Source organism: Streptomyces sp. NPDC028305 (genome assembly GCF_055569495.1).
This window is the reverse complement of sequence record NZ_JBVHTN010000007.1, coordinates 532,784-553,382: the sequence shown is the minus strand read 5'-3', so window position 1 is coordinate 553,382 and position 20,599 is coordinate 532,784. Positions and strand designations below refer to the sequence as shown.

At 71.8% G+C, this 20,599-nt stretch carries 17 protein-coding genes; 9 read left to right on the top strand and 8 right to left on the bottom strand.

Translation table 11 applies throughout. From position 1 onward, the window contains the following. Positions 1–90 precede the first annotated feature (90 nt). Both ACZ4WQ_RS31950 and ACZ4WQ_RS31945 read left to right on the top strand, forming a co-directional pair. A complete protein-coding gene (locus tag ACZ4WQ_RS31950; protein WP_311725591.1) occupies positions 91–960 on the top strand; it encodes an SAM-dependent methyltransferase in 870 nt (289 codons plus the stop codon). 147 nt (positions 961–1,107) lie between these two features. Further along, positions 1,108–1,599 carry a hypothetical protein gene (locus tag ACZ4WQ_RS31945; RefSeq protein ID WP_398373499.1) on the top strand — a complete coding sequence of 164 codons (492 nt, stop codon included), beginning with the start codon at positions 1,108–1,110 and terminating at the stop codon, positions 1,597–1,599. Between the two features lie 38 nt (positions 1,600–1,637). Here ACZ4WQ_RS31945 and ACZ4WQ_RS31940 read toward each other — a convergent pair whose 3' ends face one another. From ACZ4WQ_RS31940 to ACZ4WQ_RS31925, 4 genes are all read right to left on the bottom strand, one after another. Beyond that, complete coding sequence (locus tag ACZ4WQ_RS31940; protein ID WP_358842587.1) at positions 1,638–2,795, bottom strand: ABC transporter substrate-binding protein; 1,158 nt, start codon at positions 2,793–2,795, stop codon at positions 1,638–1,640. 72 nt (positions 2,796–2,867) lie between these two features. After that, positions 2,868–3,773, bottom strand: coding sequence for an ABC transporter permease (locus ACZ4WQ_RS31935; RefSeq protein ID WP_358842588.1), 906 nt, complete (start codon positions 3,771–3,773; stop codon positions 2,868–2,870). Continuing rightward, positions 3,770–4,597 carry an ABC transporter ATP-binding protein gene (locus tag ACZ4WQ_RS31930; protein WP_311725586.1) on the bottom strand — a complete coding sequence of 276 codons (828 nt, stop codon included), beginning with the start codon at positions 4,595–4,597 and terminating at the stop codon, positions 3,770–3,772. The genes ACZ4WQ_RS31935 and ACZ4WQ_RS31930 overlap by 4 nt, the downstream gene beginning before the upstream one ends. A 71-nt stretch (positions 4,598–4,668) precedes the next feature. Beyond that, on the bottom strand, positions 4,669–5,628 hold the full coding sequence (locus ACZ4WQ_RS31925; RefSeq protein ID WP_311725585.1) for a DMT family protein: 960 nt from the start codon (positions 5,626–5,628) through the stop codon (positions 4,669–4,671). Between the two features lie 145 nt (positions 5,629–5,773). Between ACZ4WQ_RS31925 and ACZ4WQ_RS31920 the strand changes: the two genes are divergently transcribed. Next, complete coding sequence (locus ACZ4WQ_RS31920; protein WP_398373498.1) at positions 5,774–6,376, top strand: TetR/AcrR family transcriptional regulator; 603 nt, start codon at positions 5,774–5,776, stop codon at positions 6,374–6,376. Here the strand turns inward: ACZ4WQ_RS31920 and ACZ4WQ_RS31915 are convergent. Genes ACZ4WQ_RS31915 through ACZ4WQ_RS31900 form a run of 4 tightly spaced genes read right to left on the bottom strand, consistent with a single transcriptional unit; the run spans position 6,322 to position 11,187 of the window. Then, positions 6,322–7,992, bottom strand: a complete 1,671-nt coding sequence (locus ACZ4WQ_RS31915) for a glycoside hydrolase family 43 protein (RefSeq protein ID WP_398373497.1) — start codon at positions 7,990–7,992, stop codon at positions 6,322–6,324. The genes ACZ4WQ_RS31920 and ACZ4WQ_RS31915 overlap by 55 nt on opposite strands. 49 nt (positions 7,993–8,041) lie before the next feature. After that, a complete protein-coding gene (locus tag ACZ4WQ_RS31910) occupies positions 8,042–8,917 on the bottom strand; it encodes a carbohydrate ABC transporter permease (protein ID WP_311725580.1) in 876 nt (291 codons plus the stop codon). Positions 8,918–8,924: 7 nt separating this feature from the next. Beyond that, positions 8,925–9,908, bottom strand: a complete 984-nt coding sequence (locus ACZ4WQ_RS31905; protein ID WP_311725579.1) for a carbohydrate ABC transporter permease — start codon at positions 9,906–9,908, stop codon at positions 8,925–8,927. A gap of 4 nt (positions 9,909–9,912) precedes the next feature. After that, a complete protein-coding gene (locus ACZ4WQ_RS31900) occupies positions 9,913–11,187 on the bottom strand; it encodes an ABC transporter substrate-binding protein (protein WP_398373496.1) in 1,275 nt (424 codons plus the stop codon). Between the two features lie 283 nt (positions 11,188–11,470). On the opposite strand from ACZ4WQ_RS31900, the gene ACZ4WQ_RS31895 reads away from it, so the two are divergent. The 6 genes from ACZ4WQ_RS31895 to ACZ4WQ_RS31870 all read left to right on the top strand — a co-directional run bounded on the left by ACZ4WQ_RS31895 (position 11,471) and on the right by ACZ4WQ_RS31870 (position 20,545). Then, positions 11,471–13,177: an IlvD/Edd family dehydratase gene (locus ACZ4WQ_RS31895; RefSeq protein ID WP_398373495.1), complete on the top strand. Its 1,707-nt coding sequence runs from the start codon at positions 11,471–11,473 to the stop codon at positions 13,175–13,177. A 124-nt stretch (positions 13,178–13,301) separates the two neighbouring features. Further along, positions 13,302–13,817, top strand: a complete 516-nt coding sequence (locus tag ACZ4WQ_RS31890) for a hypothetical protein (protein ID WP_398373494.1) — start codon at positions 13,302–13,304, stop codon at positions 13,815–13,817. Next, positions 13,817–15,211 (top strand): hypothetical protein, encoded by a 1,395-nt coding sequence (locus ACZ4WQ_RS31885; protein ID WP_398373493.1) that lies wholly within the window; start codon positions 13,817–13,819, stop codon positions 15,209–15,211. Before ACZ4WQ_RS31890 ends, ACZ4WQ_RS31885 begins: the two co-directional genes overlap by 1 nt. Continuing rightward, on the top strand, positions 15,208–16,548 hold the full coding sequence (locus tag ACZ4WQ_RS31880) for a VWA domain-containing protein (protein ID WP_398373492.1): 1,341 nt from the start codon (positions 15,208–15,210) through the stop codon (positions 16,546–16,548). The genes ACZ4WQ_RS31885 and ACZ4WQ_RS31880 overlap by 4 nt, the downstream gene beginning before the upstream one ends. Before the next feature lie 11 nt (positions 16,549–16,559). After that, complete coding sequence (locus ACZ4WQ_RS31875) at positions 16,560–17,678, top strand: ATP-binding protein (RefSeq protein ID WP_311725573.1); 1,119 nt, start codon at positions 16,560–16,562, stop codon at positions 17,676–17,678. Further along, a complete protein-coding gene (locus ACZ4WQ_RS31870; RefSeq protein WP_398373491.1) occupies positions 17,675–20,545 on the top strand; it encodes a hypothetical protein in 2,871 nt (956 codons plus the stop codon). Before ACZ4WQ_RS31875 ends, ACZ4WQ_RS31870 begins: the two co-directional genes overlap by 4 nt. The last annotated feature ends 54 nt before the right edge of the window (positions 20,546–20,599 follow it).

Below are 20,599 nucleotides of genomic sequence, written 5' to 3'. Positions count from 1 at the left end.
CGGGCGGCTTACGATCCTTGCGAAGACGCGGTGCCGCGTCGATCAGCGCCCTGAAGGCCCTGAAACGCCCTGAAATCGAGGAGAACACACGTGACCGCTCAAGGGGTAGCAGCCCAGACCGGAAGCGGACCGGAGCCCCCCAGCACCCCCCTCAACCAGGGCAAACCGCATAGCGCCCGGATGTACGACTACTTCCTGGGCGGCAAGGACAACTACCAGGCCGACCGCCAGGCCGCCGCCAAGGTGCTCACCATGTGGCCGGGCGTCATGACCGCAGCCCGCACCAACCGCGCCTTCATGCACCGCGCGATCCGGTACCTCGCCGCCGAACACGGCATCCGCCAGTTCCTCGACATCGGCACCGGCATTCCGACCAGCCCCAACCTCCACGAGGTCGCCCAGTCGGTCGCCCCGGAGTCCCGGATCGTCTACGCCGACAACGACCCGATCGTCCTCGCCCACGCCCAGACCCTGCTCAGCAGCCACCCGCAGGGGCGCACCGCCTACGTCGACGCGAACGTCGCCGAGCCGGACACCGTCCTCAACGCCCCCGAGGTCGGCGAGGTGCTGGATCTGTCCCAGCCCGTCGCCCTGAGCCTGTGCGCGCTGCTGCACTTCGTCCCGGACGAGTGGGACCCGTACGCGATCGTGCAGCGGCTGCTCGAACCGCTCGCCCCCGGCTCGTATCTGGTGCTGAGCCACATCACGCCGGACTTCGACCCCGAGGCCACCCAGCGGACCGTGCAGATCTACCACAGCGGTGGCATCCAGGGGAAAATCCGCACCAGGGCCGAGGTGGAACGGTTCTTCACGGGGCTCGAGCTGGTCGAGCCGGGCATCGAGGTGCCGCACCGCTGGCGCCCCGAGCTCGCGGCCCCGGACGCCGGGACGGGCACCGGCGACGTGACCGACGAAGAGGTGTCCTTCTGGGTGGGAGTCGCCCGCAAGCCCGCCTCCTGACCCGCCGGGTCACTTCCGGTTCGCACCCGGCCGCCGGGGCGGCCGGGGCGCTTGCCTTCTGAAGATCCCTGCGCGTCAATGAGCCCGATGACCGACCGGGCGTCCGAGACGTCCGGAGACGCCGACATGGATCGGACGGGACGAGCGATGAGACGTACCACTCCCGGGTTACGCGCCACGGCCACCGCCGCCGCCTGCGCCGCGCTCCTCGCGGGGGCCGTGGCGCTGGCGCCCACGGCGGTGGCCGTGTCGCCGGACACCGCCACGGCCCCGTACGACTGCGGCACGCTCGGCGCCGCGGAGGTCACCCTCCACGCCGCCCAGAACGGCACCAGGGCCACCATCACGCCGGGCTCTCCGGATCTGACCACCCCGGTCGCGATCCCGGCGAACGCCGTCTCCGCCACCCTCCGGTTCGAGAAGAACGGCGGCCCGGACACGACCACGTTCACAGGCGCCTCCAGCCCGGCCATCCCCGCGGGTTCCCCGATCCAGTTCACGCTCGTCGGCACGGTGGCGCCCGGTGACAGTCTGGATTCCTACCTGGGCAGCGGCTCGCTGCGCATGTCGATCGCGGGCGTCCTGATCACCTGCAACGCACTGGCCAAGCAGTCGCCGGGCCCGTTCGTCTTCGACTGACGCCCGGCCCCCATGACTTGCGGCTTACGGCTTACGGCTTACGGTTTGTGGCCGACCGCCTCCGCGTAGAACGAGCGGTCCACGACCCGGTCCTCGGGCAGCGGGTCGCCCTCGGTCACCCCGGCCGCGGCGTAGGCCTTCTGGAGGCGGTCCACCGTGCCGTCGCGGATCTCCCAGTCCATGCGCAGCGACGGCACGGCGGCCAGCGTGTCCGGCTCGGTCTTGAGCGCCTCGCCGAGCTCGTTCACAAACTCCTTGTCCTTCTTGTAGTCCCCGGCGAAGTACGTGTTCACGGTGCGGATGTAGGCACGCAGGAAGGCCACTCCCGCGTCCGGGTCCCCGGTCAGCAGGTCGGGGCCGAAGAGCAGGCCGCCGAGCGGCTCGCCCCTCGGCTGGCCGCCGAGGAAGGCGTAACCGGCGTCGCCGTCCACCTCGCGCCACACCGGGTCGAGCAGCCACGCCGCGTCCACACCGCCGTTCTTCAGCGAGGTGAGGACCTCGGCGGGGCCGAGCTGCTGGAAGCGGACGCTGTCCACGTCGGCCTGGTGCCGGGCCAGCACCTTCTCCATCGGGTACATGATGACCGAGCCCTTGCCGATCAGGGTGCCGACGGTTCGGTCCTTGAGGCTGACCTCGTCCGCCGACCGGCCCTGCCGCAGCCTGACCCAGAATCCGCTCTTGGAGCCGGGCGCGGGTGAGAAGTTCCCGGCGACCCAGCGGATGTCGAAACCCTGCCGGATGCCGTTGAGCACCCCGGCCTCCGGCGCCGCGTACTGGACGTCGATGTCGCCCTTGGCCAGCAGGGGCAGCGCGTCGGGGGTGGGCAGCAGCTTCACCTCGACGTCGAGGTTCTCCTTGGTGAACTCGCCCTTGGCCAGGGCGATCTGGAGCGGCGCCAGATACTCGGCGTTCAGGGTGCTGGCGGAGACGACGACCTTCGTCTTCTTCTTGAGCGGTCGCGGCGCGGGCGCGCCGGGTTCGCAGCGGGCGGGCGCACGGGCCTCGGACCTCTCGGAGGGGTCGGTCCAGCCCTTGGCGCAGCCGGCGACGGGGGTGACCGGCCGGGGCTTGCGCTCGGCGCCGGGGCGCGGCGAGTCGGAGGTCTGGACGTCGCAGGCGGTCAGGGAGGCGAGGACGCCCAGCAGGGTCACGGCCGTGGCCAGGGTGCGGGCGAGGAAGGGTCCGGGTGCTGCCATGGGTGTGCCGCCTTCCGGTTCCGGTGAGGCCGGGGTGAAGTGGGGGTCGGGAACGGGGATCGGGTCCGGCGGTCAGGACTGGGGGCGGCCGCGGTCCCGCGGGGCCCAGGGGGTGAGCCGGCGGCCGACAAGGCGTACCAGCTCGGAGAAGACCACGCCGAGGACGGCCACGCAGACGATGCCGACGAACATCACGTCGTTCTGGAACAGCGCCCGTGAGTCGAAGATGAGATGGCCGAGGCCGTCGTCGGCGGCGATCTGTTCGGAGGCGACGATCACCAGGACCGCCACCCCGGCCGCGACCCGCATGCCCACCAGCACCTGCGGCAGCGAGGCGGGCAGCAGGACATGGCGGAACATCTGCCATGGACCGGCGCCGAAGACCTGCCCGGCCTCCCGGTACCCCTCGGCCACGCCCATCACGGCCGCCATCGTGGAGATCCAGACGAAGAAGAAGACGGTGGTGGCGACGAGCGCGATCTGCGGGCCCTCGCCGAGGCCGAACATATTGAGGAACACCGGCAGCAGCGCGAGCTTGGGCACGACGTACAACGCGTCGAGGAGGGGTTCGAGCGCCGCGCGGACGACGCGCACCGCGCCCATCAGCAGCCCGAAGACATAGCCCGCGGCCGTGCCGACCGCATAGCCGGCGATCACCCGCTGGAGCGTGGCCCACACGTCCGGCCACAGCTTGCCGTCGGCGGCGCGCTGCCAGCCGTCGGCCGCGATGGTGGACGGCGCGGGGTAGACCCGGGGGTCGATCCAGTGCCGGTACGCGGCGAGCTGCCACAGCAGGATCAGTACCGTGGGCACGGCGACGGCCAGGGAGATCTCCAGGGCGAGGCGGCGCCGATGGGCCCGGACCGGGTCGCGCTCCCGGGGCCCGGGGCGCCGCACCAGCACGGTCTCGGCGGGCCCGCCCGAGGACTCACCGGCCCCGGCGGCGCTGTCCGCGCCGAGCGCGGTCTCGCTGTTCATGAGCGCTTGCCCGCCGCCACCGCCGGCCCGGCGGCCCCGGTGCCCGCCCGCTGGACCTCGCCGCGCAGCAGCTCCCACAGCTCGGACTGGAGCGCGGCGAACTCCGGGGAGCGGCGCAGCCGCCCGGTGCGCGGGCGCTCGAACGGCGGGCGCCGCTCGGCGATCACCCGGCCTGGCCTGGCCGACATCACCACCACCCGGTCCCCGAGCACGATCGCCTCCTCCAGGCTGTGGGTGACGAACAGCGCGGTGGTGCGGGTCGCCTGGCACACCGCGAGCAGCTCGTCCTGGAGGATGGTGCGCAGCTGGGCGTCGAGCGCGGCGAACGGCTCGTCCATGAGCAGCAGTTCCGGCTCCACGGCGAGCGCGCGGGCGATGGCGACACGCTGCCGCATGCCGCCGGACAGCGTGGCCGGGTAGGCGTCGGCGAAGTCGGCGAGGCCCAGCCGGTCCAGCCAGTCCCGGGCCCGCGCGTCGGCGGCCTTGCGCGGCACCCGCTGGACGTCGAGGCCGAAGCGGACGTTGGCGAGCACCGTCTTCCAGTCGTAGATCCCGTAGTCCTGCGGGATCATCGCGGCCGGGTGGCGCCGGCCCGCGCGCACCTCGACCTCGCCCGCGCTGGGGCGGACGAGCCCGGCGACGATGCGCAGCAAGGTGGACTTGCCGCAGCCGGACGGGCCGACGATGCAGCAGAACTCTCCGTGGCGGACATTCAGGTCGAGTGGCCCGAGCGCGTGCACCCGCTCGCCCGAGTGCCCGAACGTGCGGGTCACCGCGCGGGCGCGCACCTTCGGCGCGGCCGTGGGTGTGGTGTGCGGTTCCACCCCGTGTCTCCTCCCGCTGTTTCCCAAGAGAAGATATGACGGCCCGTCAGATTCAGACAAGAGCCGGGACGTCACCGTCCCGGCGCGATGACCAGAACCGGCTCGGTGACCGTGAGCGGCTCCGCCGGGATGATCACCTTCGCCGGCATGAGCGGCCCGGTGGCCGGGAGCGGCTCCGGGCGCGCCTGTGGGAGCGACTCCGGGGGCGGCGGCTCGGTGGCCGTCCGGTGCGCGGCGCGGGTGAGCAGCACCACGCCGCGCCCGGCCACCACGGCGCCCAGGCCGGCCAGGGCGACCCCGGCGGGGCCGCCGTGGACGCGCTCGTCGAGCAGGACGAGTCCGATGGCCGCGGCGGCGAGCGGGTTGGCGAGGGTCAGGACGGCCAGGGGCCCGCCGAGGCCGCCGGTGTAGGCGGTCTGGGACAGCAGCAGCCCGGCCACGGCGAAGCCCGCGACGAGCCCGCCCACGACCGCGAACCGCCAGGTCAGGGCCAGTCCCGCGACCGTCAGGGTCTGGGTGAGCGCCGACGCGGCCCCGGAGGTGAGCCCCGAGGCGGCCGCGTGGCCGAGCCCCCGGCCGCGACGGCCGAGGGTGAGCAGCGCGGCCAGGGCCAGCACGACGGCGGCGACGGCGAGCGCGGCGACGGTGCCGAGCGTGGCGTCGGGGGCGCTGCCGCGCGCGGTGAGCGGCAGCAGGGCGCCGAGGCCGACGAGGGTGAGCGCGGTGCCGCGCCACTCGTCCGGGGTGGGGCGCCGCCCGGCGGCCCGGGCGCCGAGCGGTACGGCGGCGACGAGCGTGAGCGCGCCGAGGGGCTGGACGAGGGTGAGCGGCCCGAACTTCAGCGCCGCCACATGGAGCAGGGCCGCGCCGGAGTTGAGTCCGACGGTCGACCACCAGGCGCCCTGTGCCAGCAGTCGCCGCAGGCCGCCGCGGCCGGTGCGGGCAGCCAGGCGCTCCTGCGCGACGGCCGCGGTCGCGTAGGCGACGGCCGACAGGAGTGCGAGCGCGACGGCTATGAGGGTGGCGTTCACGGCATTACCCGGGCCCTTTGGTGTTGACGTACGTGCGATACATCCGCGTATCGATACGCCAGTGTATCGGCACAGAGGCGTATCGATACGCTCGTGTACCGTGTGTTGTGCCGCACAGTCACAGCGGGAGGAGAGTGCCGGGCCCATGGCATCGCCCACGACGGCGGACACCTCACGCCGCTCCAAGATCAGCGCCGAGCGCCAGCAGGAGATCTTCGACGCCGTCCTCGCCCTGCTGACCGAGGGCGGCTATGAGGCCCTCACCTTCGAGGGGGTCGCGGCCAGGGCCCGGGCGAGCAGGTCCACCCTCTACCGCCAGTGGAAGAGCAAGCCGCAGCTGGTCGCCGCCGCGCTGCGCCGCTGCGACCGGCGCATGGCGCTGGACGGCATCGACACCGGCACCCTCGTCGGCGATCTGCGCGAGACGGCGGGCGTCGTCGGGCGGATGTGCCACTCGGACACCACCCTGCTGTACGCGCTGGGCCATGCCGCGCTCAACGACCCGAGCCTGCTCCAGGCGCTGCACGACGCCCTGTTCTCCCGGGAGGTCTCGGTGATCGCGGCCATGGTCCGGCGCGCGGTCGAGCGCGGCGAAATCCCGGCCGACTGCGCGGCGGCCGAGTTCGTCCCCGCCCAGCTGATCGGTGTGATGCGGGTCAGACCGCTGCTGGACGGGGAGCCCGTCGACCGCGACTACCTCCTCCGCTTCCTCGACGCGTCGGTCTTCCCCGCGCTCGGGCTGTCCTGACCTGCCCCGTCCTCACCTGCCCCGTCCTCACCCATGTCCTGCAGCTCGAACCAGTCGAAGTCCGCCACGGCCCGGGTGCCGCCCAGGTCCTGGACGCAGACTCCGACGAAAGCGCCGGTGAACCGCAGCCGTTTCCCGTAGTCGTCGGAGAGCCTGGTCGCCTCCAGCACCGGGCCGACGTCCTGCCAGGACACCCCGTCAGGCGAGGCGGCGAAGCGCAGCTCCGGGCCGTCGAAGCGGGCGCGCAGATGCACCAGCGGCCAGTCGTCCACATCGAGTTCGGAGTGGGGCAGCTCGCCGTACGCGCCGTCGTCGGTGAGGACGACGCCGACCACCCGGCCCCTGCCCTCCACATGGGTCAGCCGCAGGTAGTAGTGGGTGGTGGTGTCGTACCAGCAGATCAGGCCCGCGAGCTGGCTGAAGTGGGAGGGGCGGAAGTCGACGACCGTCGTGGCCTCGCAGCGCACCGAGGTCAGACGCCGGGCGAGCAGGCTCTGGTCGTAGCGGGAGTGCGGGCTCTGGCGGCCGCGCAGCCGCAGATGGCCGGGGCGTTCGGTCAGGCTCAGCCACTGGGGGTTCGCGGGGGCCCGCAGGGTGTTCCAGTACGGGGCGAGGGTGGGCGCGTCGAAGTCGTCGCGGGCGGGCGGGACGGGCACCGGGGCCGGTGCGGCGCCTCGGGGGGCGGCCACCTCCAGGCTCGGCAGACGGCCGCCGTCCGCGAGCCGCAGCCAGCCGTCGTCAGTCCACGCCACCCGCTGGAGGCAGGTCTCCCGGCCGAGCACACAGCGGTCCCCGTCGCGGGTGCGCACCGGGCGCGAGGCCAGGTGGGCGAGAAACCACTCCCCCTCCGCCGTGCGCACCAGCTCGCCATGGCCGGCCTTCTGAAGCGGCCACTCGGGGGCGTCGCGAGTGGTCATCAGGGAGCCCGCCGGGTCGAGCTCATACGGCCCGGCCAGCTCGCGCGAGCGGGCCATCAGAATCCCGTGGTTCCAGCCGGTGCCCCCCTCGGCGAGCATCAGGTAGTACCAGCCGTCGCGGCGGTAGACATTGGGCCCCTCGATCAGCACCTCGTGGGTGAGGATCGTGCGCGGGGCGCCGATCAGGGCCTGCTTCCCGGGGTCGTACTCCTGGAGCAGGATGCCCGCGAAGGCGGGGTGTCCGTCGCGCGGGTCCCACTGGATGTTGAGCAGCCAGGTGCGCCCGTCCTCGTCGTGGAAGAGGGAGGGGTCGAAGCCGGAGGAGTTGAGGAACACCGGCTCCGACCACGGGCCGGAGATGTCCGGGGCGGTGACGAGATAATTGTCGACGTCCTTGTAGGGGTGTCCGATGGTGCGCACGATGCTGTACACCAGCCAGAACCGGCCGTCGTGGTACGAGAGCGAGGGCGCCCACACCCCGGCCGAGTCCGGGATTCCGCGCAGGTCGAGGAGGTCGGCGCGGTCCAGGATGTGGCCGGCCGGCTCCCAGTGGACGAGGTCGGTGGAGCGGTGCACGGGCACGCCCGGGAACCACTCGAAGGTGGAGGTGGCGAGGAAGTAGTCCGCACCGACGCGCACGATGCTGGGGTCCGGGTGGAATCCGGGCAGCACGGGGTTGCGGATGTGGCCCGCGGTCATACAGGTCCTTTCGTACGGCTTCGGCGGCGCCCTGTCGGCGCCGCGGTGATCAGCCCTTGACGGCGCCCTGCATCACACCGGCGACGATCTGCCGGGACAGCAGGAGGAAGACGAACAGCAGGGGCAGCACGCCGATGGCGGCGCCGGACAGGATGAGCGTGTAGTCCAGGGCATAGCCGCTGGCCAGCGAGGACAGCGCGGTCTGCACGGTCGGGGTGACCGAGGGGTCCAGGACGATCAGCGGCCACATGAAGTCGTTCCAGGTGGCCATGAAGGTGAACATGGCGAGCACGGCGGCCTGCGGGCGGATCGCGGGGAGCGCCACATGCCAGAACACGCCGAGTGTGGAGCAGCCGTCGACGCGGGCGGCCTCGACCAGCTCGTACGGCACGGACTCGTCGCAGGCCTGCCGCATCCAGAAGACGGCGAAGGCGTTGACGAGGGCCGGGACGATGACGGCTTTAAGGGTGGCGATCCAGCCGAGCTCCCCCATCAGCATATAGAGCGGGATCATGCCCAGCTGGGTGGGGAGCATCGCGGTGATCACCACCGCGACGAAGAGGGCGTTGCGCCCCCGGAACGGCAGTTTGGCGAAGGCGAATCCGGCGAGCGAGGACAGCAGGACACAGCACACCGTGACCGTGGTGGAGATGATCAGCGAGTTGCGCAGGGCCAGCCAGAAGTCGACGGTGTCGTAGACGCGCTGGATGTTGTGGAGCAGGTTGCCACCGGGGGTGAGGGTGAGCAGCGAGTCGCCGATGGCCGAGTTGTCGCGGGTGGGCAGGGCGAAGGAGTAGTAGAGCGGGAAGACGGAGGCGGCGAGCACCGCCACGAGCGTGGCGTAGACGAGGAATCCGGGGCGCCGGCCGCCGTCGGAACCGGCGCGCCGGCGGCGGCCGGTCGTGGGGTGGGTGGCGAGGGCCATGACGGCATCAGTCCTTCGAGGCGATGCGCCGCGACAGCGCGTAGTTGATGCCGGAGACGACGGCGATGAGCAGGAACATCACCCAGGCGAGGGTGGCCGCGTAGCCCGCGTTGAACTCGCGGAAGCCCTTTTCGTAGAGGTACATCATCAGCGTCTGGAACTGCCGGTCGCTGCCGCCGGTGCCGTCGGTGCCCTGGACGTCGAAGAGCTGGGGCTCGGTGAAGGTCTGCATGGCGCCGATGGTCGACATGACGACGGAGAAGATGATGGTGGGGCGGATGGAGGGCACGGTGATCGACCAGAACACGCGCCGCGGGGAGGCGCCGTCGAGCATCGCGGCCTCGTTGAGTTCGCGCGGCACCCCTTGCATGGCGGCGAGGAAGATCAGCGCGTAGTAACCGGCCCAGCGCCAGATGATGATGGTGGCGACGGCGGGAATCGCGGTCCAGCGGTTGGCCTGCCAGTCGACCCGGTCGATGCCGACCAGGCTCAGCACATCGTTGACGATGCCCGTGTGGAAGCCGTAGAGCTGCGCGAACACCAGGCTGACGGCGACCACGGACACGATGTGCGGCAGCACCACCCCGGCCCGCCAGACGGCGCTGGCGTTCAGTTTCCGGTTGAGCACACTGGCCAGCCACAGCGCCACGGCCAGCTGTACACCGGTGCCGAGCACCAGCAGCAGAGCGGTGTTGAGCAGCGCGTTCCAGAAGTACTCGTCGGCGAACAGGGCCTGGTAGTTGTGGAGTCCGGTCCAGCCCTGGTCGCCCTCGATGATCGCCCACTTGTGGAAGGAGATCCAGCCGGTGTACAGCAGCGGCCAGACCGCGAAGGCACCGAAGATCACGAAGAACGGGGCGATGAAGAGATACGGGGTGTAGCGCAGGTCGAAGCGGGTCAGTCGGGATCGCCAGGTGCGGCGTGGGGGGCGGCGCCCCGGGGCGGCGGCCGTGGTGGCCTCCGCCCCCGGGCGGGTCTCGGTGACCGTCATCAGGTCAGTCCCCCGCGACCTTCTTCGCGTCGGAGACGGCCTGGTTCCAGGCGTCCTCCGGCTTCTGCTTGCCCTGTTCGACGCGGAGCAGCGCGTTCATGAAGGCGGTGGCCACGTCGCTGTCCTTGGTGCCGCGGTAGATGGGCTCCATCTTGTCGACGGCATCGGCGAAGATCTTGCCGGTGGGGGCGTCGGAGAAGTACGCGTCCTTCTTCGCCTGCACCGCGGGGTCGTTGTAGACCGAAGGGTGGCTGGAGAGATAGCCCTTGGAGAGGAAGAGCCTCTTCTGGACCTTGGACGAGGTCAGCCACCGGGCGAGCTCGACCGCTTCCTTGGTGTGCTTGGTCTGCTTGGGCACCAGCAGATAGGAGCCGCCCCAGTTGCCGCCCTGCGGGGCCGCGGCCACCGACCACGTGCCCGAGTTGTCGGCGCCGGAGGCCTCCTTGGTGCGGTCGAGCTTCCAGGCGGGACAGACAGCGGTTGCTGCCTTGCCGGTCTTCAGGGCGTTGGCCATTTCCGGGGTGAAGGGCGGATAGCCGCCGCTGACCTTGCGCACGGACATGTTCGCGGCGGTCAGGAAGTCCTGCTTGAGGGAGGTGTTCCGGTCGGCCATGAAAGAGTCGTCGGATTCCGCGAAGAACGTCTCCTTGTGCTGGTTCTCCATCCCGACCCAGATGTCCCCGGTATTGGCGGTGAAGGAGGCGTCCTTCACCTTGGACCGGAATTTGTCACCGGTTTCGGTGAACTTGGCCCAGGTGGGCCAGAGTTGGCCGACCTGCTCGGGGTCGGTGGGCAGCCCGGCCTTCTTGAACAGGTCGGTGCGGTAGCAGATGCCGAGCCCGCCGAGGTCGGTGCGCAGGCCCAGCACGTACTTGCCGTTCTCGACCGTGCCGTAGTCGTACGCCCACTGCACCCACGGGTCGTCGGTGTTGTTGACGCCGTGGTCGGCGAGGTTGACGAAGCGCTGGTGGCTGGGGATGAACTTGCCGATGGTGTCGTCGCCGAGGCCCACCACGTCGGAGGCGCCGCGGTTCGCCGCGAGCTGGGTGACCAGCTTCTTCGGCAGGTCGTCGACGAGCACCTCGCGGATCTTGATGCCGGGGTGGCTCTTCTCGTACTCCTTGTAGAGATCCCGGTATCCGTAGTCGACCTGGGTGGTCACGGTCAGCGTGATCTTGCCATCCGAGTCGCCCGCGCCGCTCCCGCAGCCCGAAGCCGTGAGGGCCATGACCGCGGCTGTGGCCGCCACCCAAACCCTCCGGCCGGCGTGGTACTTCATGCCCTCACCTCTCTGCTTCCGTGTTCGGCATTGCCGCCCTTGCGAGTTCGGTATTTCGAAAGTTTCGGCGCTCGGAAATTCCGTGGATTCTTCTGTCCGGCGCGCCGTGTCCAGGCGGGCTCAATGTAGGAACCGGTTGTCATGCGGTCAATGTTTCGGTCGCGTAAGCGGCGCTATTCGAAACTTTCGGTGCGCATGGACCGGCCGGAGAGCCATGACGGGCGGGCCCCGCGGGGAAGGTTTTCCTCACACGGATCTTCGTCGACAGATCGGAACGGTTCGTATGAGTGGCACGACTCGGTCGCAGCAGTGGTACGCGGGCGACTCCCGCGACGCCTTCATCCACCGCGCCTGGATGCGCCGCGGGCTCCCCGACCACGCCTTCGACGGGCGGCCGCAGATCGTCATCTGCAACACCTGGTCGGATCTCACCCCCTGCAACGGCCACTTCCGGGAGATAGCCGAGCACGTCAAACGGGGCGTATGGGAGTCCGGAGGGGTGCCGCTGGAGCTGCCGGTGCCATCACTTGGCGAGACCCTGCTGCGCCCGACCGCGATGTTCTTCCGGGACCTCGCCGCGATGGTGGTCGAGGAGCTCATCCGGGGCAACCCGGTGGACGGTGTCGTCCTGCTCGGCGGCTGCGACAAGACGGTACCCTCGCTGCTCCTGGGCGCCGCCTCGGTGGATCTGCCCACGCTGATGGTGACCGGCGGCCCCATGCTCAACGGCTCCTGGAAGGGGCGCGCGCTGGGCTGTGGCACCGGGGTCTGGGAGATGAGCGAGGAGGTACGGGCCGGCCGGATGCCGCGCTCGGACCTGCGGCGCGCGGAGTCGGCGATGATCCGCAGCCGCGGACACTGCAACACCATGGGGACCGCGTCCACGATGGCCTGCGTCGCCGAGGCGCTGGGCATGACGCTGCCCGGGAACGCGGGGCTCCCGGCGCCGGACAGCCGGCTGCTCGAGCTGTCGCACGCGGCGGGCAACCGCATCGTCGAGATGGTCGCCGAGGACCTCCGCCCCAGCGCCGTGCTGACCCGCGAGGCCCTGCTGAACGCGGTGCGCGCGGTGGCCGCCATCGGCGGGTCCACCAACGCCGTCGTCCATCTGCTGGCCCTCGCCCGCCGGGTCGGCGCGGACTTCGGACTGGACGACATCGACCGCGCGGGCCGCGACATCCCGCTGCTCGCCGATGTGCAGCCCGCCGGGTCCCACCTCATGGAGGACTTCCACCGGGCCGGCGGCCTGGACGCGGTGCTCGGGCAGATCAGGGACCATCTCGAGGAGAGCGTCACCGTCTCCGGGCGCCCCCTGACCGATCAGATCTCCGGCCGCGCCAGCACCGACCTGGACGTCATCCGCACCGCGGACGAGCCGATCGCGCCCCAGGCCGGGCTCGCCGTGCTCCGCGGCAACCTCTGTCCCGACGGCGCGGTCATCAAGCCGGCCGCCGCGACGCCGGAGTTGCTGCGCCACCGGGGCCGCGCCGTGGTGTTCGACGGCATCGAGGACTTCCACGCCCGGATCGACGACCCCGAGCTCGCGGTGGACGCGTCCGATGTGCTGGTCCTGCGGGGGTGCGGCCCCCGCGGCTACCCGGGCATGCCCGAGGTGGGGAACATGCCGCTGCCCCGGAAGGTGCTGGAGACCGGTGTGCGGGACATGGTCCGGATCAGCGACGCCCGGATGAGCGGCACCGCCTTCGGCACCGTGGTGCTGCACATCGCCCCGGAGTCCGCGGCGGGCGGGCCGCTGGGGCTGGTCCGCACGGGCGACTGGATCGAGCTGGACGCGGAGCGGCGCGTGCTGCGGCTGGACGTGCCGGACGAGGAGCTCGCCGCACGGCAGCCCGTGACGGCCGCCGCCCCGCCCGCGGAGAGCGGCTGGGAGCGCGTCTACCGCGAACACGTCGAACAGGCCGACCAGGGCGCCGGGCTGGACTTCCTCGCCGGAACCCGCGGTTCCTTCGTCGCGCGGGAGTCGCACTGACCACCCTCGCACCGCGGTGAGCACGGCCTGGCGCCGGCGGCCGGGACGGATTGTCAGTGGCATCCGCAAAGCTGTTTCCCGGATGTGAGCAACCGTCTCGGCGCAGGCGCCAGGCTGGAGGTCGATGGTCGTGTACGCGGACACAACGACGTGGGAGCGGAGCAGTACGGTCCGGGTGGTGCCCCCCGTACGGCCGCGCAAGCTGGCGAAGGTCCCCTTCGTCGAGCTGGCGGAGGGCCGGTTGCAGGGGGTGGTCTCCAGCGGGTCGGACATCGCCCGGGTGTATGTCTCGTCGATCGCGGCGCGCACCCATGACTACAGCTGTAGTACGAACAACAACCGGCCCTGCGGCGGGCTGAACGGCGGGCCGTGCAAGCATCTGCGGGCGCTGGCCGACGAGGCGGTGCTCCAGTACGGGCTCGACCGCGTGGCCCGCTATCTGCACGTCGAGGTGGGCGAAGAAAACGGGGCCGGCGGAGGCGCGGACCTGATGAGCCGTCTGTCGGGCTCGCGCGAGTCCGCGCCGGCGGCCGTGGTGTTCAGCCGCTTCCTGCGCCACCTGGCCTATCTGGAGCTGCCGGACACCACGGCACCCGTCCCCGAACTGCACTGGTTCCCGGCCACGGAGGCGGTCGGCTGATGCTCGGTGTGCAGCTCGCGGCACTGCTCGACGCCGACCCGCCGGGGGTCTCGGAGGCGCTCGACCTGGTGGCCGGCTTCGACGACACCCTCGTCCACGGGCTCGCCCGGCTCGGCGAGGAGCGCGTGGCGGCGCTGACCGCCCTGGCCGGCGCCGTGGCGGCGTCCCCCCTGGGTCCGGCGGTGGCCGAGGCGGCGGCGAAGGTCGCCGTCGGATCCGTCACGGACGACCATCTGGCGGCCCTCGCGGGCGCGCGCACCGCCCTCTTCGGCGCGGTGCACGACGCCCGGCTGGCCGACCTCGACACCGCCCTCGGGCGCACCAGAGAGGCCTGGCCGGAGCCGCCCGCGGCGGCCCCGGAGGGGCTGGGCCCGCTCGTCGGCGCTCGGTCCTGGCTCCGTGAGCTGGCCATCGCCGGATGGCGGGGCGTCGGCCACGACCTGATATCCGCGGCGGACCAGACCATCGAGGCCCTGCTGGCCGAGCCGGAGCTGCGGCGCCCGGCGGTGCTCCTGGACGGCCTGGCTGCGGAGTTGCGTGCCTCGTCCCCGATCGCGACGGCGGAGCGGCTGCCCGCGCGGCGCTGGGCCGACCTCTGGGCCCGCGCCCTCACGCTGTCCTGGGACGACGGGCGGGGCGGCCTCGCTCCGCCGGCGGAGTCGGTGTCGGGGCGTCTGCTGATCCTCGGGGTGGACGTCCACGAGCACGGCACCGCCGTACAGGCGCAGGTGCACGCGGTCCTGGAGCCCGTGGGCGGCGCTCCGGCGCGCCTGGTGCGCACGAGCGTGGTCGCCGCGAAGGTCGACACGATCGTCGGCCCGGCTGTGTGGCGTCTGCTGCACGGCCATCCCCAGCTGATGGCCGCGCTGGCGGAGCACCGCGCCCTGGAGGTCACCGATCTGCCCCTGCTGGCCGGTGGCGACCTGGTGTGGCACGACGACCGGGCCAGCGCGGGCGAGCCCGCCGACCCCTTCGCCACCGCCCGGATCCAGCTCGCCGACGCACTCGCGCCCCCGGTGCCGCCGCTGGAGCGCCATCCGGTGCGCATCGCCGAACCCGTGCTGCTGGAGGGGTACACCACGGACGGAAGCGTGCTGGAGCTGGACGGGCGCACCCTCCCGCTCGATCTGGACCGGCTGCCCGCCTGCGGGCCGCTCACGCCCGCGCTGGTGGCCGACTCCTCGGCCTGTGTCGGCCTGCTCCGGTGGGACGGCGGCCGCTGGGCGCTTCAGCCCCTGGCGGTCCGGGCGACGGTCAAGCGCAAGCCGGTCGAGGTGCACGGCGGCGACTGGGCGCTGGGGATCACGGATCCCAAGGTCGCCAAGGCGGAGGCCAGGGCCGGCGACGCGGTCGCCGTGCTGCGGGAGCGAGCGGGACGGCTGCTGCGGAAATGACCGACACCACGCAGAACACAGGGCTGGACACTCCGGCCGCCGCCGCCGAGAACCGGCGGCAGGTCCTCTACTGGCGGCTGCTGGCCCGCCTGTTCGACCCCGAGGAGCAGCCCGCTCTGGAGGCCGCGAGCGTGGCCGTCGTCGACGACATCGGGCTGCCGTCGGCGCTGCTGGACCCGTCCGTGTCGGTGGACAGCGTCGTCCAGCGCTTCCCGGACCTGGAACCCGAGTTCCGGGAGCTGATGGCGCCCTCCGGCGACGCCCCGGCCTCCCTGGACGGCGCCGGGGACGAGCCGGAGGACCCGCGGGAGCGGGTGCGCCGGGCCGCCCTGGTCTCCAAGCTCCTGCTCAATGTGTTCAACACCGGAGCCGGTGAGGTGACGGCCCAGCAGCTGGCCGACTGGCAGCGGGACGCGGGCTGGTGCAAGCAGGCCCTGGGCGCCGAGGGGGCGGGCGAGCTGAGCGGCACCCTGTCGGCCCTGGAGGGCGACCTGGTGCGGCGCATGCGGCTGCGCGAGGTGCTGGCCGACTCCAGGCTGGCCAGAGCGCTGACCCCCAGCATGTCGCTCATCGAGCAGCTGCTCCGCGACAAGGACAACCTCTCCGGCGTGGCGCTCGCCAACGCGAAGGCGCTGATCCGCCGGTACGTCGACGAGGTCGCGGAGGTGCTGCGCACCCAGGTCCAGCAGACGAGCGTGGGCACGCTCGACCGGTCGGTGCCGCCGAAGCGCACCTTCCGCAACCTCGACCTGGACCGCACGATCTGGAAGAACCTCACCAACTGGGACCCGGAGAGCCAGCGGCTCTATGTGGACCAGCTGTTCTACCGGCACACCGCCAAGCGGACCCTGCCCGCCCGGATGATCGTGGTCGTCGACCAGTCGGGGTCGATGGTCGACTCGATGGTCAACTGCACCATCCTCGCCTCCATCTTCGCGGGGCTGCCCAAGGTGGACGTCCATCTGGTCGCCTACGACACCCGGGCGCTGGATCTGACCCCCTGGGTGCACGACCCGTTCGAGGTGCTGCTGCGCACCAGGCTCGGCGGCGGCACGGACGGCACCGCCGCGATGTCCCGGGCCCGGCCGAAGATCGCCGATCCCCGTAACACCGTGCTGGTGTGGATCTCCGACTTCTTCGACAACCGAGCGCTGATGACCGACTTCGAGTCCGTGCACCGCTCCGGGGTGAAGCTGATCCCGGTCGGCTCGGTGAACAGCTCGGGGCGGCAGAGCGTGGACCCGTGGTTCCGCGAACGCCTCAAGGATCTCGGCGCGCCCGTGATCTCCGGACATATCCGCAAGCTCGTGTTCGAGCTCAAGAACTTCCTCGCCTAGGAGACCCACGAATGACCGACAACGACATGCTGCGCGCCCCGGCCGAGGTGAAGTACGCCGAGGAGCTCGACTGGCTGGAGTCGATCGACGACGGCCCCAAGCCGTTCTCGTGGCGGCTCAGCCCCCGGATGGTCCGGCTGTTCGTCCTCGGGTCCGAGCCCTCCGACGGGCTCGACCGCCCCATCCCGCAGAAGTGGTTCGGCGACCGCAGCTTTGTGGAGCGCAGCATCGTGACGCTGGCCTCGGACCGGGGGCTGCTGCTGATCGGCGACCCGGGCACCGGCAAGAGCTGGCTCGCCGAGCTGCTCTCGGCCGCCATCTGCCGCAACTCGACGCTGGTCGTCCAGGGCACCGCGGGTACCACCGAGGACCACATCAAGTACTCGTGGAACGTCTCGATGGTGATCGCCAAGGGACAGTCGCGGGAATCGATGATCCCCTCGCCGATCATGACGGCGATGGAGGGGGGCGTGATCGGCCGCTTCGAGGAGCTGACCAGGTCGACCAGCGATGTCCAGGACGCGCTGATCTCGATCCTGTCCGAGAAGTATGTGTCCATCCCGGAGCTCGACGACGACAACATCGTCTTCGCCAAGCCCGGATTCTCGATCATCGCCACGGCCAACAGCCGCGACCGGGGCGTGAACGACCTGTCGTCCGCGCTCAAGCGGCGGTTCAACTTCGTCCGCATCCCGGTGGTGACGAACAAGCGCAGCGAGGCGGAGATCGTCCGGTTCCGCACCGTTGAGCTGCTGCGCAGGCACCGGATCGAGCTGGAGGTGCCGCCCACCCTGCTGGACATCCTGCTGCGGAGCTTCGCCGATCTGCGCGCCGCGTCGGCCTCCGCCACCAGCGACGACGACAGGCTCGAATCCGCGCTGTCCACCGCCGAGCAGATCGGCGTGCTGGAGGACGCCATCCTGCACAGCCAGTTCTTCGGTGACCGCGTCCTCGGCGCGCGGACGCTCGCCGGTTCGCTGGTGAGTTCGCTGGCCCGGCGCAGCCCGGAGGACCTGGCCATCCTGAACAAGTTCTGGCACGGCGTCGTGGAGCCGCGCAGCAAGGACGAGGGCGGGCCCTGGCAGGACTTCCTGGAGGGCGGCCGCGAGACGATCGCGACCCTGTCATGACGACACCGAACCCCTTCGGCGCCCTCCGTGGGCAGCTGCGCGACGCGGCGAGCGCCTTCGCCGGTGACGCCGGCGCCGTCCCCGGCATCCTGTCGGGCATGGTCGACGACGTCGACCGGGCGCTGCGCGAGGAGCTCGAGATCTTCCCCGTGTGCCACCACTCCCCCGCCTCGGCCCTGGCCATGGTGCGGCGGCTGCGGGAGAAGCAGCCCAAGGTCATCTATCTGGAGCTGTGCGAGGATCTGCGGCCGCTCCTCGACGAGCTGCGCAACTGCCGCCTCCCGGTGGCGCTTCAGGCCTTCGCGACGGACATCGACGGCTTCCCGCTCGACTGGGCGCCGCTGAGCGTGGTGGCGCCCATCACCGAGGCCTCGGCCGAGTACCAGGCCATCGCCTACGCCCTGGACCGGCCGGACGTGGAGCTGGTGCTGGTCGACCGCTCCACCGACCATGTCTTCCAGTGGACGCCCCGCGACCCGGCCGAGCCTGGGGAGGCGAAAGCGGCGGACGGCGATGCTGACGAGGACGGCGCCCGCCATGACGAGGCCGCGCTGCACGGCGACGCGGTCGGCATCGAGATCGGCGATCTGCGGCCCCGCTTCGCCGAGTTGGAGGCGTATCTGCTCCACCACGGCAAGGTCCGGCACTGGTCCGAGTGGTGGGACCAGTATGTGGAGCAGCCCCTGGTCGGCGCGGACTACGACACCTACCGCCAGGTCATGGTGATGATCGGCAGCCTGTTCCGGCGGCTGCGCCCGGACCGGCAGGCGCGCGAGGACCGGGACGAGGACCGCGAGCGCTATATGTGGACGCGGATGCGCGAACACCTCGCGGCCTCGGGCGCCGAACCTGAGCGCTGTCTGTATGTGTGCGGCGCCTTCCACGCGGCCAGCCGGGTCGAGCAGTTCGGCCTGGCGGCCGAGGGCGAGCCGTACGAGATCACTCCCCGTACGGCCACCCGCTGGATGTACGGGCTCATCCCGTCCAGCCACTCCACCATCGAGGCGCAGTTCGGGCTGGCCCCGGGGGCGGTGTCGATCGCGTCGGCGACCTGGACCAAGGCGCTGAAGCGGGGCCGGGTCACGCCGTTCCGGCTGGCGGGGCAGCAGACCGCGGACCAGAAGCGGGCGGCCAAGCGCGCGGAGCGCGAGCGGGCCGACGCCGTGCCGGGCTCCCCCGAGGGGGTCGCCGACCGGCTGTCCGGGTTCCTGGCCACCCCGCCGGTGCTGGACGACCTCGACGAGGCCGAGCTGCTGGGGTGGTGTGTCGACATCGTCGGGCTGGCCCGCCGCAACGGCTATCTGGCCAGCACGGCCGACGCCATCGCGGTGTTCGAGACGTCCATCCTGCTGGCGGGAATGCGCGGCCGCGGCCGCCCCACCCCGTACGACTTCGAGGACGCCGCGGTCACCTGCATCGAGAAGGACACCGTGCCGGGCCGCCGCGATGTGCGCCGGCTGTGCGAGATCCTGCTGGGCGGTGACCGGATCGGCGCGGTGGGCTATGACTCGCTCCCGCCGCTGGCCCGCGATGTGCTGGACCGTCTGGAGCCGCTCGGGCTCAATCTGAGCGCCCGGACGAACCAGCGCGCGCTGCTCGACCTGGCCGCGGAACCGGCCCTCAATCCCTGCTCCGACCTGCTGTGGATCCTGCGCCGGCTGCTGGGGGACGTGGCCCGTCCGATCATGGGGGCCCGCAGGCTGGGCGAGCGGTCGATCCAGGAGAGCTGGGACCTGGCCATCGGCCGCAACCAGCGCTCCCTCGTCGAGCTCGGCTACGAGGGCGTCACCATCGAGCAGGTGCTGGAGCAGCGGCTGCGCCGCGACGCGTGGGCGCCCGAGGCCACCGCCGCGACCGCGCTGGAGGCTGTGGAGGAGGCCATCCTCTATCTGGGCAGCCGTCGGCTCGCCGACGAACTCGGGGCCCGGGCCGTGGAGTTGCTGACCGCGGAGCGCACCGTGGACGGGGCGCCCCGGGTGCTGCGCCAGATCCGCCGGCTGCTGGCCCACTACCGGGCCGCGGAGCCGGAGCTGCCGCGCTGGTGCGAACGGTTCGTCACCGCGGGCTACGCGCATTACTGCACCCTGCTGCCGACGGCCTTCGCGGACGAGTCCACCGGGCTGCGCCAGGTGGCCGCCATGCTGGGCTTCCTGTTCGAGATGGAGAGCTTCGCGCTCTCGCTCGGCTGCGACCACACCCAGCTCGAACTCGCCGTGCGCCAGTCCCATCCCGAGGCACCCGACAAGGTCGCGCTGGCGTGGGCGGCCCGGTCCCGGCTCGGCCTGATGACCTCGGCCGAGCTGCGCTCGCGCTGCGCCGAACTGCTGGCCAACCCGCTGGTCGTGCCCGCGTTCCCGCGCTATATGAGCGGTTTCGTGCAGGCCCTGGAGCCGGTGCCGACACTGGCGCCCTTCGTGGTCGAGCAGCTGTCCAAGGCGTTCGCGCAGCTGCCCGACTCCGTCCTGCTCCCGTGGCTGCCCAAGCTGATCACGGCCCTGCGCGACGGCGCGCGGGAGCTGGTGCCGGTGCTGGTGCGCGAGGCGGGCCGCACCTTCCCCGCAGCGCTGTCCGCGGTCGACGCGTGGGTGCCGCCGTGGTCGGCGCGGCCGGCGGCGTCGCAGGCGGAGACAGGCGCCGCTGAGGCGGCGCCGGGTGGGGCGGTCGCGCGGCTGCTGGCCGCCCACCCGGCGACCTGTGACGCCGTGGCCGAGACGCTCGGGTACGACGCGGGGTGGCAGGACACCGAGTCCGCTCTCGACCCGCAGGTCGGCGTAACCGGTCGGGGGGAGGTGGCCGGGCTGCTGACACGGCATCCGCGGACCGCGGACGCCGTGGCGCGACTGCTCGATCTCCAGCCGGTCGGATAGCCGGAGCGCGGGCGCGGCCGGTCGTGCGTCGGGGGACGCGACCGGCCGCGCTCG

Coding starts and splice junctions, on each gene's coding strand:
- ACZ4WQ_RS31945 (WP_398373499.1), top strand. CDS start 1,108: ATGAGACGTACCACTCCCGGGTTACGCGCCACGGCCACCGCCGCCGCC.
- ACZ4WQ_RS31940 (WP_358842587.1), bottom strand. CDS start 2,795: ATGGCAGCACCCGGACCCTTCCTCGCCCGCACCCTGGCCACGGCCGTG.
- ACZ4WQ_RS31935 (WP_358842588.1), bottom strand. CDS start 3,773: ATGAACAGCGAGACCGCGCTCGGCGCGGACAGCGCCGCCGGGGCCGGT.
- ACZ4WQ_RS31920 (WP_398373498.1), top strand. CDS start 5,774: ATGGCATCGCCCACGACGGCGGACACCTCACGCCGCTCCAAGATCAGC.
- ACZ4WQ_RS31915 (WP_398373497.1), bottom strand. CDS start 7,992: ATGACCGCGGGCCACATCCGCAACCCCGTGCTGCCCGGATTCCACCCG.
- ACZ4WQ_RS31910 (WP_311725580.1), bottom strand. CDS start 8,917: ATGGCCCTCGCCACCCACCCCACGACCGGCCGCCGCCGGCGCGCCGGT.
- ACZ4WQ_RS31905 (WP_311725579.1), bottom strand. CDS start 9,908: ATGACGGTCACCGAGACCCGCCCGGGGGCGGAGGCCACCACGGCCGCC.
- ACZ4WQ_RS31900 (WP_398373496.1), bottom strand. CDS start 11,187: ATGAAGTACCACGCCGGCCGGAGGGTTTGGGTGGCGGCCACAGCCGCG.
- ACZ4WQ_RS31895 (WP_398373495.1), top strand. CDS start 11,471: ATGAGTGGCACGACTCGGTCGCAGCAGTGGTACGCGGGCGACTCCCGC.
- ACZ4WQ_RS31890 (WP_398373494.1), top strand. CDS start 13,302: ATGGTCGTGTACGCGGACACAACGACGTGGGAGCGGAGCAGTACGGTC.
- ACZ4WQ_RS31885 (WP_398373493.1), top strand. CDS start 13,817: ATGCTCGGTGTGCAGCTCGCGGCACTGCTCGACGCCGACCCGCCGGGG.
- ACZ4WQ_RS31880 (WP_398373492.1), top strand. CDS start 15,208: ATGACCGACACCACGCAGAACACAGGGCTGGACACTCCGGCCGCCGCC.
- ACZ4WQ_RS31875 (WP_311725573.1), top strand. CDS start 16,560: ATGACCGACAACGACATGCTGCGCGCCCCGGCCGAGGTGAAGTACGCC.
- ACZ4WQ_RS31870 (WP_398373491.1), top strand. CDS start 17,675: ATGACGACACCGAACCCCTTCGGCGCCCTCCGTGGGCAGCTGCGCGAC.